18 protein-coding genes are annotated in these 18,649 nt (G+C 71.6%); 15 read left to right on the plus strand and 3 right to left on the minus strand.

Annotated elements, in window-relative coordinates:
- The first annotated feature begins 202 nt into the window (after nucleotides 1-202).
- The 13 genes from E1300_RS20670 (at nucleotide 203) to E1300_RS20730 (ending at nucleotide 14,875) form a co-directional block, all read left to right on the plus strand.
- Entirely contained in the window at nucleotides 203-814 is a 612-nt protein-coding gene (locus E1300_RS20670) for a hypothetical protein (RefSeq protein WP_131758672.1), read from the plus strand.
- The gene (ddaH, locus tag E1300_RS20675; RefSeq protein WP_131758673.1) at nucleotides 814-1,581 is read left to right on the plus strand and encodes a dimethylargininase; all 768 of its coding nucleotides are present in this window, start codon (nucleotides 814-816) and stop codon (nucleotides 1,579-1,581) included. The genes E1300_RS20670 and ddaH overlap by 1 nt, the downstream gene beginning before the upstream one ends.
- Before the next feature lie 145 nt (nucleotides 1,582-1,726).
- Nucleotides 1,727-2,953 carry an urea ABC transporter substrate-binding protein gene (urtA, locus tag E1300_RS20680; protein ID WP_242619277.1) on the plus strand — a complete coding sequence of 409 codons (1,227 nt, stop codon included), beginning with the start codon at nucleotides 1,727-1,729 and terminating at the stop codon, nucleotides 2,951-2,953.
- A 71-nt stretch (nucleotides 2,954-3,024) separates the two neighbouring features.
- Complete coding sequence (gene urtB / locus E1300_RS20685) at nucleotides 3,025-3,903, plus strand: urea ABC transporter permease subunit UrtB (protein ID WP_131758674.1); 879 nt, start codon at nucleotides 3,025-3,027, stop codon at nucleotides 3,901-3,903.
- Nucleotides 3,900-5,018 carry an urea ABC transporter permease subunit UrtC gene (gene urtC / locus E1300_RS20690; protein ID WP_242619278.1) on the plus strand — a complete coding sequence of 373 codons (1,119 nt, stop codon included), beginning with the start codon at nucleotides 3,900-3,902 and terminating at the stop codon, nucleotides 5,016-5,018. Before urtB ends, urtC begins: the two co-directional genes overlap by 4 nt.
- On the plus strand, nucleotides 5,015-5,773 hold the full coding sequence (gene urtD / locus E1300_RS20695) for an urea ABC transporter ATP-binding protein UrtD (RefSeq protein ID WP_131758675.1): 759 nt from the start codon (nucleotides 5,015-5,017) through the stop codon (nucleotides 5,771-5,773). The genes urtC and urtD overlap by 4 nt, the downstream gene beginning before the upstream one ends.
- Entirely contained in the window at nucleotides 5,770-6,507 is a 738-nt protein-coding gene (gene urtE / locus E1300_RS20700) for an urea ABC transporter ATP-binding subunit UrtE (RefSeq protein WP_131758676.1), read from the plus strand. Before urtD ends, urtE begins: the two co-directional genes overlap by 4 nt.
- Before the next feature lie 258 nt (nucleotides 6,508-6,765).
- On the plus strand, nucleotides 6,766-8,475 hold the full coding sequence (gene leuA / locus E1300_RS20705; protein WP_207399874.1) for a 2-isopropylmalate synthase: 1,710 nt from the start codon (nucleotides 6,766-6,768) through the stop codon (nucleotides 8,473-8,475).
- Nucleotides 8,476-8,708: 233 nt separating this feature from the next.
- A complete protein-coding gene (locus E1300_RS20710; RefSeq protein ID WP_131758678.1) occupies nucleotides 8,709-9,728 on the plus strand; it encodes a LacI family DNA-binding transcriptional regulator in 1,020 nt (339 codons plus the stop codon).
- 210 nt (nucleotides 9,729-9,938) lie between these two features.
- A complete protein-coding gene (locus E1300_RS20715) occupies nucleotides 9,939-11,300 on the plus strand; it encodes an ABC transporter substrate-binding protein (protein ID WP_131758679.1) in 1,362 nt (453 codons plus the stop codon).
- A gap of 65 nt (nucleotides 11,301-11,365) precedes the next feature.
- Complete coding sequence (locus E1300_RS20720) at nucleotides 11,366-12,295, plus strand: carbohydrate ABC transporter permease (protein WP_131758680.1); 930 nt, start codon at nucleotides 11,366-11,368, stop codon at nucleotides 12,293-12,295.
- Nucleotides 12,296-12,300: 5 nt separating this feature from the next.
- A complete protein-coding gene (locus tag E1300_RS20725) occupies nucleotides 12,301-13,254 on the plus strand; it encodes a carbohydrate ABC transporter permease (protein ID WP_131758681.1) in 954 nt (317 codons plus the stop codon).
- Nucleotides 13,255-13,321: 67 nt separating this feature from the next.
- Nucleotides 13,322-14,875, plus strand: a complete 1,554-nt coding sequence (locus E1300_RS20730) for a glycoside hydrolase family 13 protein (RefSeq protein ID WP_131758682.1) — start codon at nucleotides 13,322-13,324, stop codon at nucleotides 14,873-14,875.
- Nucleotides 14,876-14,932: 57 nt separating this feature from the next.
- Here E1300_RS20730 and E1300_RS20735 read toward each other — a convergent pair whose 3' ends face one another.
- Both E1300_RS20735 and E1300_RS20740 read right to left on the minus strand, forming a co-directional pair.
- The gene (locus tag E1300_RS20735) at nucleotides 14,933-15,187 is read right to left on the minus strand and encodes a protealysin inhibitor emfourin (RefSeq protein WP_242619279.1); all 255 of its coding nucleotides are present in this window, start codon (nucleotides 15,185-15,187) and stop codon (nucleotides 14,933-14,935) included.
- Between the two features lie 22 nt (nucleotides 15,188-15,209).
- Nucleotides 15,210-16,235 carry a M4 family metallopeptidase gene (locus tag E1300_RS20740; protein WP_131758683.1) on the minus strand — a complete coding sequence of 342 codons (1,026 nt, stop codon included), beginning with the start codon at nucleotides 16,233-16,235 and terminating at the stop codon, nucleotides 15,210-15,212.
- A gap of 182 nt (nucleotides 16,236-16,417) precedes the next feature.
- Between E1300_RS20740 and recO the strand changes: the two genes are divergently transcribed.
- Entirely contained in the window at nucleotides 16,418-17,182 is a 765-nt protein-coding gene (gene recO / locus E1300_RS20745) for a DNA repair protein RecO (protein ID WP_131758684.1), read from the plus strand.
- Entirely contained in the window at nucleotides 17,179-17,976 is a 798-nt protein-coding gene (locus E1300_RS20750; protein WP_131758685.1) for an isoprenyl transferase, read from the plus strand. Before recO ends, E1300_RS20750 begins: the two co-directional genes overlap by 4 nt.
- 209 nt (nucleotides 17,977-18,185) lie before the next feature.
- Here E1300_RS20750 and E1300_RS20755 read toward each other — a convergent pair whose 3' ends face one another.
- Nucleotides 18,186-18,611: an OsmC family protein gene (locus E1300_RS20755; protein WP_131758686.1), complete on the minus strand. Its 426-nt coding sequence runs from the start codon at nucleotides 18,609-18,611 to the stop codon at nucleotides 18,186-18,188.
- Between the last annotated feature and the right edge of the window lie 38 nt (nucleotides 18,612-18,649).

Consider the following 18,649-nt stretch of genomic DNA (forward strand, 5'->3'; position numbering starts at 1 on the left):
GGCTCCGGGGCGTCCCGCGGCGCCGGTCCGTCGTCGGGCGGCAGGAAGGACGGGCGGGAGCGGGCGGCGCCGCCCCGGCCGGAGTCCTGGTCACCGGTCATGGACCCAGCGTAAGGGGAGCGGCCGCGTTGGCCGGGACGCCCCCGGCGGGGCGCGCGGGTCGGTAGTTTGGATCCGAGTCCGAAATGGGAGGAGAGCCCCGGTGTTGCTCGTTTTCGGGCTGACGGCGGTGTTTCGCACGGTCAGCGAGGGGACGTTCCACTGCCCGCGCTGCGGCGGTGACCGTGCCTACCGGAGGCGGGCGGGACGCCGCTGGTGCTCGCTGTTCCTCGTCCCGCTCGTGCCGCTGTGGCGGCTCGGCCAGGTGGTGGAGTGCCGCGCGTGCCGCGGCCGCTTCGCCCCCGCGGCGCTGCGGACGGCGACGGCGCGGCAGATGGCGGCGGCGCTGCCCGCCGGGATGCGGGCCGCCGCGGCGCTGGTGCTGGACGCCGGCGACCCGTCCGACGGGACGGCGCGCGCCCGCGCCGTCGAGGCCGTCCGCGGCTACGGGGGGACCGACTACGACACCGCCTCCGTGGACGCCGACCTCGCGCTGCGGCGCGAGTTCCTGGAGGACGAGGTCGCGCTGGCGGGCTCCCACCTCGCCGTGGAGGCCAAGGAGTGGTTCCTCGCGCAGGCCGTCCGCGTCGGGCTGGCCGGCGGGCCGCTCGGCGACGCGCAGCGGAGCGTCCTGCACCGGATCGCCGAGCTGATGGGCATGTCCCGCGCCTACGCGCTGGGCGTGATCGTGACGGCGGAGGGGGCGGCGCGGTGATGGAGGACCGGCACCGCGCCGGGACGGCCCTGGTGCGCCGCCCCGGGCCCCGCCTGGCGGACGGGATCGTCACCCACATCGACCGCCGCCCGGTGGACGCGGCGCTCGCGGCGCGCCAGCACGCGGCCTACGTCGGCTCGCTGCGGGCGGCCGGCTGGCGGATCCGCGAGGTCGCGCCCGCCGACGCCCATCCCGACGCGGTGTTCGTCGAGGACGCCGTGGTGGTCTGCGGCGACCTCGCGGTGCTCGGCCGGTCCGGCGAGGCGCGCCGCCGCGGCGAGGTGCCGGGCGCGGAGCGGGCGGTGCGCGACCTCGGCCTGCGGGTCGAGCGGATCAAGGAGCCGGGCACCCTGGACGGCGGCGACGTGCTGCGCGTCGGCGACACCGTCTACGTCGGGCGCGGCGCCCGGACGAACGAGGAGGGCATCTGCCAGCTCGCGCACCTGCTGGGCGGGCGGCGGGTGGTGCCGGTGGACACGAGCGGCTGCCTGCACCTGAAGTCGGCGCTGTCCGCGCTGCCCGACGGCAGCCTGATCGGCCTGCCGGACCTGGTCGACACGTCCGTCCTGCCGTGCCTGTCGGTCGTGCCGGAGCCGGCCGGCGCGCACGTGGTGGTGATCGGCCCCGAGCACGTCCTGATGTCGGCGTCGGCGCCGCGCACCGCCGCCCGGCTCGCCGCGGACGGGCTGCGCGTGACGTCGGTGGACATCAGCGAGTTCGAGGCGCTCGAGGGCTGCGTGAGCTGCCTCTCGGTGCTCGTCCCCTGAAATTCCCGGGATAACGGTCGCCCGCAATGCCGGGTGCGGCTTTCGTAAGGCGCTTGTAACACGGCGGTCGTTGCGCGGAAATCTCATTCCGGAGACTTGTCACAGAAAACTGCGGTCGGGGGCCGGTTCTGTGAGGAGTCGATAGTTGCGCGAACCATTCCTTCGGCCGCTGGCGGCGGCGGTCCTGCTGCCGGCCGCGCTGCTCACGGCGTGCGGCGGCGAGTCCGGTGACGGCGCCGGCGGGGGCGCCTCGGGCGGGAGCACCATCAAGGTCGGCGTGCTGCACTCGCTGAGCGGGACGATGGCGATCAGCGAGGTGACCGTCAAGAACTCCGAGACGCTCGCCATCGAGGAGGTCAACGCGGCGGGCGGCCTGCTCGGCAAGAAGGTGGAGCCGGTCGTGGAGGACGGCGCCTCCGACTGGCCGACGTTCGCCCAGAAGGCCCAGAAGCTCATCAAGAAGGACAAGGTCGCGACGGTGTTCGGCGGCTGGACGTCCGCCAGCCGCAAGGCGATGCTGCCGGTGTTCGAGCGCAACAAGGCGCTGCTGTGGTACCCGGTGCAGTACGAGGGGCTGGAGAGCTCGCCCTCCATCTTCTACACCGGCGCCACCACCAACCAGCAGATCGTCCCCGGCCTGGACTACCTGAAGGAAAAGGGCAAGAAGAAGCTCTACCTGGTCGGCAGCGACTACGTTTTCCCGCGTACCGCGAACAAAATCATCAAGGCCTATGCCAAGGCCAATGGGATGCAGATCCTCGGCGAGGAGTACACCCCGCTCGGGCACACCGAGTACAGCACGCTCGTCAACAAGATCGGCGAGGCGAAGCCGGACGCGGTGTTCAACACGCTGAACGGCGACAGCAACGTGGCGTTCTTCAAGCAGCTCCGCAGCGCCGGTTTCGACGCCGCGAAGCTGCCGGTGATGTCGGTGAGCATCGCCGAGGAGGAGGTCAAGGGCATCGGGATCGACAACATCGTGGGGCAGCCCGTCGCCTGGAACTACTACGAGACCACCAAGGGCAGGGCGAACGACACGTTCGTCAAGGCGTTCAAGGCCAAGTACGGGACGGGGAAGGTCACGTCCGACCCGATGGAGGCCGGGTACAACGCGGTGCACCTGTGGGCCGCCGCCGTGAAGAAGGCCGGCAGCACCGACCCGGAGGCCGTGAAGAAGGCCGCCGCCGGGCTCTCCCTGGACCTGCCCGAGGGCAAGGTGACCATCGACGGCCCGACCCAGCACGTCTACAAGACCGCCAGGATCGGCGTCGTCCGGAAGGACGGCCTCATCGACGAGGTCTGGTCCAGCAAGGAGCCGATCAAGCCCGACCCGTACCTGAAGTCCTACCCCTGGGCCGCCGGCCTGTCGTGACGCGCGCGAGCGGCGCCGTGCGCGCGGCGCCGCCCCCGCCCGTCCAGCCCGGTGCGCCCTGAGGAGGCGGCATGGATTCACTGCTCAACCAGGTGCCGATCGGCCTCAGCATCGGCGCGGTGCTGCTGCTGGTCGCGCTCGGCCTGACGTTCACCTTCGGCCAGATGGGCGTCGTCAACATGGCCCACGGCGAGTTCATCATGGCCGGCGGCTACACCGCGTACATGCTCCAGGACTGGGCCGGCTCGCAGGCGGTGCTCGCCGCCCTGCCGGTGGCGTTCGCGGTGGCGGGCGCGCTCGGCTGGGTGCTGGAGCGCCTCGCGATCCGGCACTTCTACGGCCGGCCGCTCGACACGCTGCTGCTGACGTGGGGCGTCAGCCTCGTCCTCCAGCAGGCCGCGCGCGACCTCTTCGGCGCGCCGAACGTGCAGGTCGTCGCGCCCGGCTGGCTGACCGGCCGGATCGAGGTGCTCGGCGGCGCGCTGCCGTACGCGCGGCTGTTCATCATGGCCCTCGCGGTCGCGTGCGTCGCCGGGATCTGGCTGTACCTGAGCCGGTCCCGGCCGGGCCGCCGGATGCGGGCGGTCATGCAGAACCGCCAGCTCGCCGAGGTCTCCGGCGTCGCGACGGCCCGCGTCGACCAGCTGACCTTCTTCATCGGCTCGGGCCTCGCCGGCGTCGCCGGGGTGGCGCTGACGCTGATCGGGCCGGTCGGCCCGTCCATCGGCACCTACTACATCGTGGACGCGTTCCTCGTCGTCGTCGCGGGCGGGCTCGGCCAGCTCCGCGGCGCCGTCATCGCCGCGGTCGCGCTCGGCATGCTGAACTCCTACGCCGAGTTCTGGACGGACGCGAGCCTCGCCAAGGTGATCGTGTTCGCGGTGGTCATCGGATTCCTCCAGGTCCGGCCGCAGGGCATGTTCGTCCTGCGCTCCAGGGCGCTGACATGACCGCCCCCGGGACCGCGCTCCGCTCGCCGGCCCTGCGCGCCCGGCTGCGCGGCTACGCGCTCTTCGCCGCGGTCGCGCTGCTCCTGCTGGTCGTGGCGCCGCTCGCGCTGCCCGCGTTCCGGCTGGACGAGCTGGCCAAGTACCTGTGCTTCGCCATCGCCGCGCTCGGCATCGGGCTCGCCTGGGGGCAGGGCGGGATGCTCACGCTCGGCCAGGGCGTGTTCTTCGGCCTCGGCGGCTACGCGATGGCGATGTACTTCAAGCTCCACGACGCGGACGGCGACCTCCCCGACTTCATGGTGTGGTCCGGGGTGGAGAAGCTGCCCGCGCTGTGGAAGCCGTTCGAGAGCCCGGTGGTCGCGATCGCCGCCGTCGTGGCCGTCCCGGTCGCCGTGGCGGCGGTGCTCGGCGCGCTCGTGTTCCGGCAGCGGGTGCGCGGCGCGTACTTCGCGATCCTGACGCAGGCGCTGGCCGCCGCGTTCGTCATCCTGCTGGTCGGGCGGCAGGGCCTGACCGGCGGGACGAACGGCCTGACCAACTTCTACGACGTCTTCGGCCGGGACCCCGAGGCCGAGAGCACCCAGCGGACGATGTACTTCGTCACCGCCGCCGTCCTCGGCGTCCTGTACCTCGCGGCGCGGCAGCTCGTGAAGAGCCGGTTCGGGCGGCTGCTGGTCGCCGTCCGGGACGGCGAGGACCGGGTGCGGTTCCTCGGCTACAACCCCGCCACGGTCAAGACGGTCACGTTCGCGATCTCGGCGGGCATGGCGGGGCTCGCCGGCGCGCTGTTCGTGCCGGTCGTCGGGATCATCTCGCCCTCTCTGCTCGGCGTCGTGCCGTCGCTGGAACTGGTCGTCGCCGTCGCGGTCGGCGGCCGCTACGCCCTCGCGGGCGCGGTCCTCGGCGCGGTCGTCATGAACTACGCGAAGACCGAGTTCAGCGAGCAGTGGGCGGGCGGCTGGCTCTACCTCCAGGGCGCGCTGTTCATCCTCGTGATGACGCTGGCGCCGAAGGGCGCGGTCGGCCTCTACGAGCAGGTCAAGGACGCCGTCGCCCGCCGCCGGACGCCCGAGCGCCCGGTGCCGGCGCAGTCCGTCCAGGGGGAGGCAGCATGAGCGAGAACGAGGGGGCGCTGCTGGAGATCCGCGGGCTGGAGGTCGTGTTCGACGGGTTCCGGGCGATCGACGGCGTGGACCTGACCGTCGGGCAGGGCGAGCTGCGGTTCCTCATCGGGCCGAACGGCGCGGGCAAGACGACGCTGATCGACGTGGTCACCGGGCTGACGCGGCCCGCCGCCGGGACCGTCCGGTTCGCCGGGACGGAGCTGACCGGCCGCCGCGAGCACCGCATCGTCCGGCTCGGCATCGGCCGCACGTTCCAGACCTCGGTGGTGTTCGAGGAGCTGACCGTGGTCGAGAACCTCGACCTCGCCGCCGGGTTCCGCCGCCCGCTGCCCGCGCTGCTGCGGCAGCGGCGCGGCGTCTCCGGCACGGTCGCCGAGGCCCTGGACGTGATCGGCCTCGGGGACCTCGCGGACCGTCCCGCCGGGGTGCTCTCGCACGGCCAGCGCCAGTGGCTGGAGATCGGCATGCTCATCGCGCAGCGGCCGCGGCTCCTGCTGCTGGACGAGCCCGTCGCCGGCATGAGCGGCGGCGAGCGCGAGCGCACCGGCGAGCTGCTCACCCGGATCGCCGCGGACCACACGGTGGTCGTGGTCGAGCACGACATGGAGTTCCTGCGCCGGTACGCCTCGCAGGTCACGGTGCTGCACGAGGGGAAGGTGCTGGTGGAGGGCGACGTGGCCGCCGTCCAGGCCGATCCGCGGGTCCAGGAGGTCTATCTGGGCCGTTCCCGGGAGGACGTCCGATGAGCGGGCCCGAGAGCACGCCGGAGGCGGGCGAGCCGCCGCTGCTGGAGGTGACCGGGCTGGAGGCCGCCTACGGGCGCGCCCGCGTCCTGTTCGGCGTGGACGTCACGGTCGGCGCGGGCTCGCTGACGTGCGTGATGGGCCGCAATGGCGTCGGCAAGACCACCCTGCTCAACGCGGTCATGGGCGTGCTGGCGCCGACCGCGGGCCGTGTCGTCTTCGACGGCGAGGACGTGACGCGGCTGCCCGCGCACGAGCGGGTCCGCCGCGGCATGGGCTACGTGCCGCAGGGGCATGAGACGTTCCCGCAGCTCACCGTGGCCGAGAACCTCCAGGTCACGCTGGAGGCGTCCCGGCACCGCGACCGCGGCGCGATCGACGAGGCGCTGGAGGTGTTCCCCCGGCTGAAGGACCTGCTGGGGCGCCGCGCCGGGTTCCTGTCCGGCGGCCAGCAGCAGCAGCTCGCGATCGCGCGGGCGCTCGTCACCCGGCCGCGGATGCTGCTGCTCGACGAGCCGACCGAGGGCGTGCAGCCGTCCATCGTCGCCGAGATCGAGGCGGCGATCGTCCGGCTGCACCGCGAGCGCGGCCTCGCGGTGCTGCTGGTCGAGCAGTACCTGGAGCTGGCCCTCCGGCTCGCCGACGGCTTCGTGATCATCGAGGGCGGGGTCGTCCGCCGGGCCGGTACCGCCGGGGACCTGCGGGACGAGGAGGTCCGCCGCCTCCTCGCCGTCTGAGGGCTCCAGACCCGGGACGCGCGGGGCACCAGGAATGTCCTGGTGCCCCGCGGGCGTTCCTGAGACGGGGGAGCCGCCGGATGTCTCAGTATTCGGGACGGGGTTTCCGTAACACGGATGGCATCTGTTAGCTTGACAATCGTGTCGTGCGACCTGCTCCTCCTTAGCGGCCGCAGCGGGGGCCTGTAGAGGTCGGCTCCCTCGCTGCGGGATATCGACGTGCGTCGGCCGCAGGATCCGAGCAGAGGGACCATACGGATGTATCCGCAACAGCAGTCTTCCGGCATGCCTTTCCAGCGCTACCGCCCGTTCGAGCCGGTCAGGCTGAGCGACCGCACGTGGCCGGACGCGGTCATCACCGAGGCCCCGCGCTGGTGCGCGGTCGACCTCCGGGACGGCAACCAGGCGCTGATCGACCCGATGGACGCCGACCGCAAGCTCCGCATGTTCGAGCTGCTGGTACGGATGGGTTACAAGGAGATCGAGGTCGGCTTCCCGGCGGCCAGCCAGACCGACTACGACTTCGTCCGGCAGATCATCGACGAGGACCGGATCCCCGGCGACGTGGTGATCCAGGTGCTGACGCAGGCCCGCCCCGAGCTGATCGAGCGGACCTTCGAGTCGGTCCGCGGGGCCAAGCGGGCGATCGTCCACCTGTACAACTCCACCAGTACGCTCCAGCGCCGCGTGGTGTTCGGCCAGGACCGCGACGGCATCACCGCGATCGCGGTCGAGGGCGCGAAGCTGTGCGCGAAGCTGGCCGAGGACATGGGCGACACGGAGATCTTCTTCCAGTACTCGCCCGAGTCGTTCACCGGCACCGAGCTCGACTACGCCGTCGAGGTCTGCAACGCCGTCAATGACGTGTGGAAGCCCACGCCGGACCGCAAGGTGATCGTCAACCTGCCCGCGACGGTGGAGATGGCGACCCCGAACGTCTACGCCGACCAGATCGAGTGGATGAACCGGAACCTCGCCTACCGCGACTCCGTCATCCTGTCGCTGCACCCCCACAACGACCGGGGCACCGCCGTGGCCGCCGCCGAGCTCGGCTACATGGCGGGCGCCGACCGGATCGAGGGCTGCCTGTTCGGCAACGGCGAGCGCACCGGCAACGTGTGCCTGGTCACGCTGGGCCTGAACCTGTTCACCCAGGGCGTCGACCCGCAGATCGACTTCTCCGACATCGACGAGATCCGCCGCACCGTCGAATACTGCAACCAGCTGCCCGTCCACGAGCGGCACCCCTACGGCGGCGACCTGGTCTACACCGCGTTCTCCGGCTCGCACCAGGACGCGATCAACAAGGGCTTCGACCACCTGCGCCGGGACGCCGAGGCGGCCGGGACGCCCGTCGAGGAGTACCGCTGGGAGGTCCCGTACCTGCCGATCGACCCGCACGACGTCGGCCGCACCTACGAGGCCGTGATCCGGGTCAACAGCCAGTCCGGCAAGGGCGGCGTGGCCTACATCATGAAGACCGAGCACGCCCTGGAGCTGCCGCGCCGGCTCCAGATCGAGTTCTCCCGGGTCGTGCAGGCGCACACCGACAGCGAGGGCGGCGAGGTCACCGCCGAGCGCATGTGGGAGATCTTCCAGGGCGAGTTCCTCGCCAACGGCCCCCGGGCCGGGCTGCTCGCCCACCGCGCGACCTCGCGGGTGGACGAGAAGGACGCGCTGAGCTGCGACGTCCGCGTGGACGGCGAGATCCGCGAGATCGAGGGCGTTGGCAACGGGCCCGTGTCGGCGTTCGAGGACGCGCTCGCCTCGATCGGCATCGACGTCCGCGTCCTCGACTACGCCGAGCACGCGATGAGCGCGGGCGGCGACGCGCGCGCCGCCGCCTACGTCGAGTGCGACGTGGAGGGCACGACGGTCTGGGGCGTCGGCATCGACGGCAACATCGTCACCGCGTCGCTCAAGGCCATCCTCTCCGCGGTCAACCGCGTGGCGCGCTCGGCCGCCTGAGCCTCGCCCCCGCACGACCCGGTCCGGTCCAGCCCGTATCCGGCTTGGCCTGACCCGTCCTGACCTGGTCGTCTCCGGACCCATCCCGTCCGGGCCGGCCACCAGACCCGGCGCGCGCTCATGAGGCGCGCGCTCGGAACCCCGGACCCCGCCGTGACGATCTCACGGCGGGGTCCGACGGCGTCCGCAACGTTGCGCAAGTGCCTTGCGCCGGAAAGTCCTATAGTTGCGGCATGACACGTCGACTGGCCGAGGTCGCCAAGAAGGTCGGGGTCAGCGAGGCCACCGTCAGCCGGGTCCTCAACGACAAGCCCGGGGTGTCGGACGCGACGCGGGCGGCCGTCCTCACGGCGCTGGACGTGCTCGGCTACGAGCGCCCGACCCAGCTCCGCGGCGAGCGCGCCCGGCTCGTCGGGCTGGTCCTGCCCGAGCTCGGCAACCCGATCTTCCCGGCGCTCGCCGAGGTGGTCGGCGGCGCGCTGGCCCAGCGCGGGTTCACTCCGGTGCTGTGCACGCTCACTCCGGGCGGGCTGTCGGAGGCCGACTACGTCGAGATGCTGCTCCAGCAGCAGGCGTCCGGTCTGGTCTTCGCGGGCGGGCTGTACGCCGAGGCCGACGCCCCGCACCAGCACTACCACCGGCTGCTGGAGGTGCGGCTCCCCGTCGTGCTGGTCAACGCCGCCAGCGAGAAGCTGGAGTTCCCGCAGGTCTCCACCGACGACGCGGTGGCCGCCGAGCAGGCGTTCGCCCACCTCGTCTCGCTCGGCCACGAGCGGATCGGGGTCGTCCTCGGGCCGGAGGACCACGTGCCCTCGCGCCGGAAGCTCGCCGCCGTGCGGGCCGCCGCCGCCCGCGCCGGCGTCGAGCTGCCCGACACCCGGATCAGGCGCAGCATGTTCTCGCTGGAGGGCGGCCAGGCCGTCACCGGGCGGCTGATCCGCGACGGCGTCACCGGGATCATCTGCGCCAGCGACCCGCTCGCGCTCGGCGTCATCCGCGCGGTGCGCAGGCTCGGGATGTCGGTGCCGGCGGACGTGTCCGTCGTGGGCTACGACGACTCGGCGTTCATGAACTGCGTGAACCCGCCGCTCACGACCGTCCGGCAGCCGATCGAGGCCATCGGCCGCGCGGCCGTCGCGCTGCTGGTCAGCCAGGTCGAGGGCGGGCCCGTCACGGCCGAGGAACTGCTGTACGAGCCGGAGCTCGTCGTCCGCGCCTCGACGGGACCGGTCAGGCAGCCCGCCACCTCGTAGCGTCGCGGCGATCCCGGCCCGCTCTCGCCGGGACCCACCTTTCAAAGCCGTCCTCGCGCAGGGCGGCTTTCGCGTTCCTGACCTGTCTTGCGCGCGACCAGGGCTGGTTTGTCGTGTTCTTGCGCATGTTCATTCATGTATTGCAATGTGATGCAGCTCTCTATATGTTCCTCGCCATCGGCCGACCCCAGGCCCAGGAGGGACACCCCCATGAGATCCCGGATTCTCGCCACCCTGCTCGCCGCGGTCCTCGGCGCCACCGCCGCCGGTTGCGGCGGGGACGACTCCGGTGGCCAGGACACCGCGCCCCTGGGCGCCGGCACCAAGGTGTCGATCACGGTCGGCTGCATGCCGGCCAAGAGCCAGGAGGCGCAGCGCAAGGAGTGGGAGGAGGACGTCGCCGCCTTCCAGAGGCTGCACCCCAACATCACGGTCGTGGGCAAGGACGCCTTCCCCTGCATCGACCCGAACACCTTCCAGGCGAAGCTGGCCGGCGGGCAGATGGAGGACGTCTTCTACGTCTACTTCACCGACGTCCGCGGCATCATCGCCAACGGCCAGGCCGCCGACATCACGCCGTACATCGGCTCGGTCAAGCAGTTCCCCAACCTGGACCCGGCCGTGGAGAGGGTCTTCAAGGACGGCGACAAGGTCTACGGGCTGCCGAGGCAGAACTACGCGATGGGGCTGTTCTACAACCGCAAGCTGTTCAGCAGGGCCGGGCTGAACCCCGACGCGCCCCCGAAGACCTGGGCCGAGGTGCGCGAGGCCGCCAAGAAGATCAGCGCGCTGGGGGACGGGATCACCGGGTACGCCGAGCTCAGCGCCAAGAACCAGGGAGGCTGGCACTTCACCACGTCGCTCTACAGCCAGGGCGGCGACATGGTGGACGGCAGCGGGCGGAAATCGGCGTTCAACAGCCCGCAGGGCAGGGCCGTCCTCCAGAACCTGAAGGACATGCGCTGGACGGACGACTCGATGGGCACCAAGCAGCTCCTCATCGACGCCGACATCCAGCGGATGATGGCCAGCGGCAAGCTCGGCATGTACCTCGGCGCGCCGGACAACGCCACCGCGCTGGTCGACCAGTTCAAGGGCAAGTACGAGGACTACGGCATGGCGCCCATCCCCGGCTCGGCCGGGACGCTGATGGGCGGCGACGGCTGGCTGTTCAACCCCAAGGCGTCCCCCGACAAGATCAAGGCCGGGCTGCTGTGGCTGGAGTACTACGGGATCACGCCCGGGCAGGGACAGCTCAACTACGCGCGGGCCGCGAAGTACGGCCGCCCGGTCGGGCTGCCGCAGCCGAAGCTCTTCGGGCAGAACGCGGTCGGGCAGAAGGACCGCCAGCTGCGCGCCGCGTCCGCGAACCTGCCGGTCGGGAACTTCAAGCCGTACGAGGACGCCTACGGCAGCGTCCCCGGCAAGCTGGAGCCGCCGCAGGCCCAGCAGCTCTACGCCGTCCTCGACTCGGTCGTCTCCGCCGTGCTGACCAGGCGTGACGCGAACATCGACCAGCTCCTCGCCGACGCGCAGAAGAAGGCCGACGCCGCGCTCGCGAGGGCGAACTGACGCCCGCCCGGGGCGCCGGCGGGCCGGTTCCGGCGCCGGCGCCCCGACCTCCCGAGGGGACTGACATGACCACAGCGCGGACGCTCGTCCGCCCCGCCGGGCGGGCCCGCCGCCTCTCCCCGCGGACGCGGCGGACCGTGCGGCGCAACGTGACGGCGTACGGCTTCCTGTGCGGGGCGCTGATCTGCTTCGCGTTCTTCTCCTGGTACCCGATCGTGCGCGAGGTGCTGCTCAGCTTCCAGAAGACCAACTTCGTCGGCGACACCCGCTGGGTCGGGCTGGACAACTTCCGGACGGTGATCGACGACCCGGTGTTCGTCGACGCCTGGGTCAACACCGCGGTCTTCACGCTGCTGGCGCTGGCCGTCGGGTACGTCGTGCCGTTCGCGATCGCGATCGTCCTGAACGAGCTGAAGCACGCCCGCGGCTACCTGCGGTTCGTCGTGTACCTGCCGGTGATGCTGCCGCCCGCGGTCGCGGTGCTGCTGTTCAAGTGGTTCTACGACCCGGGGCCGGGCCTGTTCAACCAGATCCTCAAGCTGGGGCACCTGCCGACGCTGAACTGGCTCGACTCGTCCGACACCGCGCTCATCTCGCTGGTCCTCGTGTCGACCTGGATGAACCTCGGCAGCGGCACGCTGATCTACCTGGCCGCGCTCCAGACGATCCCGGGCGAGCTGTACGAGGCGGCGGAGCTGGACGGGGCGGGGATGTTCCGCCGGATCCGGTACGTCACGATCCCGCAGACCCGGCTGATCCTGCTGGTCATGCTGCTGCTCCAGATCATCGCGACCATGCAGGTGTTCATCGAGCCGTACCTGCTCACCGGCGGCGGCCCGGAGGACGCCACCGTCACCGTCGCGTACCTGATGTACCAGTACGCGTTCAACTTCACGAACTTCGGCGGCGGCGGCGCGCTCGGGCTGATGCTCATGCTCGTCCTGATGCTCTTCTCCGCCGTCTACCTGCGCGTCTCGCGCGAGGAAGCCCGGTAGCAGCCATGTCCGATCTCACCGCGACCGCGGGACGCGACCGGCGCCGCCGCGCACGCCGCGCACGCCGTACCGACCTGTACCGCGCCGAGACCCGCACGCTCGTCTCGCCGCACACGCTCGGCACGCGGAAGGGGAAGGCCGTCTACTGGACGGTCCTCGTCACGGTCGTCGTGCTGTTCACCTTCGTGTTCGTGTTCCCGCTGTACTGGATGGTCACCGGCGCGATGAAGTCGCCGGGGGAGCTGGCGGAGGTGCCGCCGAGCCTCTTCCCGAAGGACGCCGACCTGTCGGGGTACCGGGAGGCGTGGCGGCAGCTCGACCTCGGCCTCTACCTGCGCAACACGCTGCTCTACGCGTTCGGCGCCTGGCTGTTCACGCTCGGCGTGGACGTGACCGCCGCGTACGCGCTGTCGAAGCTGCGGCCGCTGCTCGGCCGGACGATCCTCGGCCTGATGCTGGCCACGCTGATGATCCCGCCGATGGTGATCCTGCTGCCCGCCTACCTGACGGTGAAGGACCTGCCGCTGCTCCACGCGAACCTGCTGAACACCCCGTGGGCGATCTGGCTGCCCGCCGCCGCCAACGCGTTCAACATCTTCCTGCTCAAGCGGTTCTTCGACTCGATCCCGGCCGAGCTGATCGACGCCGCGGAGGTGGACGGCGCCTCGCCGGCCCGGATCCTGTGGTCGGTCGTGCTGCCGGTCTCCCGGCCGATCCTCGGCGTCGTGTCGATCTTCACGGTCGTCAACGTGTGGCGCGACTTCGTCTGGCCGCTGCTGGTGCTGCCGGACGCGCAGCGCCGGACGGTCAGCGTCGCGATCTCCTCGCTCGCCGTCCAGGTGCCGCAGAACGTGCTGATCGGCGGGCTGGTGATCGCGAGCGTGCCGACCATCGTCGTGTTCTTCGTCTTCCAGCGGCACATCATGGCCGGCCTCACCGCGGGCGGCCTCAAGGGCTGACCCGCACCCGAACCGTCCCATCCCCTCTTCGCATTTCGCCCGCACGCAGTAAGGAGTTGTCACGAGCATGCCCGACTCATGGTGGCGGGGCGCGGTGATCTACCAGGTCTACCCGCGCAGCTTCGCGGACGGAAACGGCGACGGCGTCGGCGACCTCGCCGGTCTGCGCGACCGGCTGCCCTATCTCGCCGGGCTCGGCGTCGACGCCCTGTGGCTGAACCCGTGGTATCCGTCGCCGATGGCGGACGGCGGGTACGACGTGGCCGACTACCGGGACATCGAGGCCGTCTTCGGGACCCTCGCCGAGGCGGAGGCGCTGATCGCCGAGGCCCACCGCGCCGGACTGAAAATCATCCTCGACGTGGTGCCGAACCACGCCTCGGACCAGTCCGCCTGGTTCCGCGAGGCCCTCGCGGCCGGGCCGGGCTCGCCCGAGCGCGAGCGCTTCTGGTTCCGGCCGGGCCAGGGGGACGCGCCGCCCAACGACTGGCAGTCGATCTTCGGCGGGCCGGCGTGGACGCGCGTCCCGGACGGGGAGTGGTACCTGCACCTGTTCGCGCCGGAGCAGCCCGACTTCAACTGGAACAGCCCCGACGTCGTCCAGGAGTTCCACGACGTGCTGCGCTTCTGGTACGACCGGGGCGTCGACGGCATCCGGATCGACTCGGCGGCGCTGCTCGTGAAGGACCCCGACGCCGAACCGGACGGCTCCGACCCCTACACCGACCGCGACGGCGTCCACGAGATCTACCGCGGCTGGCGGGCGGTCACCGACGGCTACCCCGACCGGATGCTCGTCGGCGAGGTGTGGCTGCCCGACCAGGAGCGCCTCGCCCGCTACCTGCGGCCCGACGAGATGCACACGGCGTTCAACTTCGACTTCCTGAACTGCGCCTGGGAGCCGCACGCCCTCCGCAAGGTGATCGAGACGACGCTGGCGACGCACACGCCGCTCGGCGCCCCGCCCACCTGGGTGCTCGCGAACCACGACGTGGTGCGTCCCGTGACGCGGTACGGGCGGGCCGACACCTCGTTCAGCCTCCAGGACCGGCGGCACGGCGCGCCGACCGACCGGGCGCTCGGCGTCCGCCGGGCCCGCGCGGCGGCACTGCTGGCGATGGCGCTGCCCGGCGCCGTCTACGTCTACCAGGGCGAGGAGCTGGGGCTCCCCGAGGTCGAGGACCTGCCGGACGAGCTGCGGCAGGACCCGATCTGGACCCGGTCGGGCCGCACCGACCCGGGCCGGGACGGCTGCCGGGTGCCGCTGCCGTGGTCCGGGGACCGCCCGCCGTTCGGGTTCGGCACCGGCGAGCCGTGGCTGCCGCAGCCCGCGGAGTGGAAGGACCTGACCGTCGAGGCGCAGGACGCCGACCCCGGCTCGATGCTCGCCCTGTACCGGGCGGCCCTGGCGATCCGCCGCGAACGGCTCGGCGACGGCACGATGGAATGGCTGCCCGCGGAGGAGGACGTCCTCGCCTTCACCCGCGACTCGGGCCTGACCTGCGTCGTCAACCTCGGCGCCGCGCCCGTCCCGCTGCCCGCGGGCCGCGCGGTGCTGCTGGCCAGCGGCCCGGTCGAGGACGGCATGCTGCCGCCCGACACCACGGCCTGGCTCGGCTGACGGACAGCGCACCGGGAACGGCACCGGCCCCGCGGGGGACCGGCGCCGCTCCCGGTGTCAGCGGGCGCGCCCGAGCACGTGGTGCACGAGCTCGCGCAGCGGACCGTTCAGCTGCGCCTCACCGACGGTCGTCCGGTCGCCGTCGATGTCGATCTCGTACAGGAACTGGTCGGGAATCCGGCCGGGCGGCGGCACGGAGCCGAGGTCCACCCTGTCGACCAGCCGCGCCAGCATGGGATCGCGGGCGCTGTCGGACTCGGCGTGCTTCTCCAGCCCGGCGAAGCCCCCGCTGCGGATGACTTTGACCTTCACTGCATGTCCCGTTCCGTCCCACCTACTGTGAGACGCCTACCCCTGTCCACGCCTCCTGTACCGCTGTGGTCTCCGATCCTTCGCCGTAGAGCCGTTTGGCCGCCGCGACGGTCGCGGCCGCGAAGCCGGCGAAGTCGGCGTCGGACTCCAGGTCGCCCTTGGTGAGCGTCTCGTACCAGACGCGGCCGGCCTTCTCCCAGGCGTTCCCGCCGATCGCCTTGGCGGCGAGGTAGAACGCGTGGTTCGGGATGCCCGAGTTGATGTGGACGCCCCCGTTGTCGCTGTGGGTCTTGACGTAGTGGTCCATGTGGGCGGGCTGCGGGTCCTTGCCGAGCTGCGGGTCGTCGTAGGCGGTGCCCGGCTCCTTCATCGACCGCAGCGCGACGCCGTGGACGCCCTTGGCGAGGAGGCCCTGGCCGATGAGCCAGTCCGCCGCGTCGGCGGTCTGCTTCAGGTGCCACTGCTTGATCAGGGAGCCGAACACGTCCGAGACCGACTCGTTGAGCGCGCCGGACTGGCCGTAGTACTCCAGGTTCGCGGTGTACTGGGTGACGCCGTGGGTGAGCTCGTGGCCCGTGACGTCCAGCGGGCCGGTGAAGTCGGTGAACAGCCTGCCGTCACCGTCGCCGTACACCATCTGCTCGCCGTTCCAGAAGGCGTTGTCGTACTCCTCGCCGTAGTGGACGGTCGAGACCATCTTCAGGCCGGCGCCGTCGATGGAGTTGCGCCGGTAGGCGGCCTCGTAGAAGTCGAAGGTCACGCCGAGCCAGTCGTAGGCCTGGTTGACCACCTTGTCGCCGGTGGCGGCGTCGCCCTCCTTGCGGACGGTCTTGCCGGGGAGGCTCTCGCCGTGCTCGGCGTCGTTGATGGTCCGGTTGGGGACGAAGTCCTCGGTCGGGGAGGTCGGGGAGGCGGGGAACAGCCGGCGCTCCGTCCGCTGGGCGGACGACAGCACGAGGCTGCGGCGGGCCCGGGCGCGGAGGGCCGGGTCCCCGGCGTCGCGGGCGATGCGCTCAAGCATGTGCGGCGGCACGATGTGGCATCTCATGCCACAACGCTGCCAGCTCCGCGTGACGCAGGCCACGCTTTCCGGACGGGTATGGCGGCCGAAACCGGTCACGTAACGTGATTGCCATACCGCGCAGCGGCATCATGAGGCAGGATGTGTAGATCCTGCGGAGATGACCGGCCTGCATCAACGCATCGGGTCGAGTACGCGAGAATGGAGGGGTGACCCTCTACCGCGACGAAGGCATCGTCCTGCGCACCCAGAAGCTGGGCGAGGCCGACCGCATCGTGACGGTGCTGACCCGGCGCGGCGGCCGGATCCGCGCCGCGGCGAAGGGGGTCCGCAAGACCAGGTCCCGCTTCGGGGCGCGGCTGGAGCCCTTCACGCACGTCGACCTCCAGCTCTACGAGCGCCGCTCCCTCGACCTGATCACCCAGGCCGAGACGCTGCGCCCGTACGGCGAGGCCCTGGTCACCGACTACCCCCGCTACACCGCGGGGACCGCGATGCTGGAGACCGCGGAGAAGCTGACCAGCGAAGAGGGGGAGCCCGCCCTGCGGCAGTTCCTCCTCCTCGTCGGGGGCCTGCGGACCCTCGCCGAGCGCGGCCACGACCCGCGGCTCGTCCTGGACGCCTTCCTCCTCCGCTCGCTCTCGGTCGCCGGGTGGGCCCCGGCGCTCGACGAGTGCTGCCGCTGCGGCACCCGCGGCGGGCTGCGCGGCTTCGCCATCGCGGCGGGCGGCGCGGTCTGCGCGAACTGCCGCCAGCCCGGCGCCGCCACCCCCGCCCCGCCGACGTTCGCGCTGATGCTGGCGCTGCTGCGCGGCGACTGGGAGTACGCCGACGGCAGCGAGTCCCGCCACCGCGTCGAGTGCAGCGGCCTCGTGGCCGCCTACCTCCAGTGGCACCTGGAACACGGCATCCGTTCCCTGCGCCACGTGGAACGCGACGCCGGAAACGAAACGACCAACAGGGAGAGAGTTTGAGAAGGGCCGTCTCGCCTCCGGAACCGCACCGGCACGGCGCCACGCCGCCGCCGATCCCCGCGGACCTGGTCCCGCGGCACGTCGCCATCGTCATGGACGGCAACGGCCGCTGGGCCAAGGAGCGCGGGCTGCCGCGCACCGAAGGCCACAAGCGCGGCGAGGACTCGCTCTTCGACGTGATCATGGGCGCGATCGAGCTCGGCGTCCCCTACCTGTCCGCCTACGCGTTCTCCACCGAGAACTGGAAGCGCTCCCCGGACGAGGTCCGCTTCCTCATGGGCTTCAACCGCGACGTCATCCGCCGCCGCCGCGACCAGCTCCACTCGATGGGCGTCCGCGTCCGCTGGGCCGGACGGCGCCCCCGCCTGTGGCGCAGCGTCATCAGGGAACTGGAGACGGCCGAGGAGATGACCCGCCACAACGACGTCCTCACGCTCCAGTTCTGCGTGAACTACGGCGGCCGCGCCGAGATCGCCGACGCCGCCGCCGCCATCGCCCGCGACGTCCAGGCCGGCCGGCTCAACCCCGACAAGATCAACGAGAAGGTGTTCGCCCGCTACCTCGACGAGCCCGGCATCCCGGACGTGGACCTCTTCCTGCGATCCTCCGGCGAGCAGCGCACGTCCAACTTCCTGCTCTGGCAGTCGGCCTACGCCGAGATGGTCTTCCTCGACACCCTCTGGCCCGACTTCGACCGCCGCCACCTCTGGCACGCCTGCGAGATCTACGCCAGCAGAGACCGCAGATACGGAGGGGCTGTGCCTAATTCCGTCGCCCTTGGCGTCACGCGCTAGCGCGCGTTCCTTCAACGGGCGCCGCGGCGATCGCTGCATCGCTTCGACTCGCCTTGCGGCTCGCTGCGCGATCAGGTTCTCGCAGGCTCGAACCTGGCTTCGCACGCGATCGCAACGCTCGGGCCGCTGCGGGCGGGGCTTACTGCAACGGCGGCGCGGCGATCGCTGCATGCGCAGTGATCGCCGCGTCGTCTCTTCCGGTCCGGCTTTCAGGCCAGGGCGGCGTCTAGGGTGATCTTGGTGCCGGCCAGGGCCTGGCTGACGGGGCAGCCCTCCTTGGCGGCCTGGGCCGCCTTCTCGAAGTCGGCCGCGGACAGGCCGGGGACGCTGGCCCGGACGGTCAGGTGGATGCCGGTGATGCCCTCGCCCGGCTGGAAGGTGACGTCGGCCTTGGTGTCGACCTTCTCCGGCGGCGTCCCGGCGCCCGCGAGGCCGTGCGAGAGCGCCATCGAGTAGCAGGTGGAGTGGGCGGCGGCGATGAGCTCCTCCGGGCTCGTGCGCCCGGCGGGGTCCTCGGCGCGCGAGGCCCAGGTGACGTCGAAGGTGCCCACGTTCGACGAGTCGAGCGAAACGGTTCCCTGGCCGCTGAGGAGCGGCCCTTCCCAGTGCGCGTTGGCCGTACGTGTCGTTGCCATGCTCCGATTCTTCACCATGGCGCCGGGTGCGGGATCAC

Origin of the sequence: Actinomadura fibrosa (assembly GCF_900659615.1) — a bacterium.
Taxonomy (GTDB): domain Bacteria; phylum Actinomycetota; class Actinomycetes; order Streptosporangiales; family Streptosporangiaceae; genus Spirillospora; species Spirillospora fibrosa.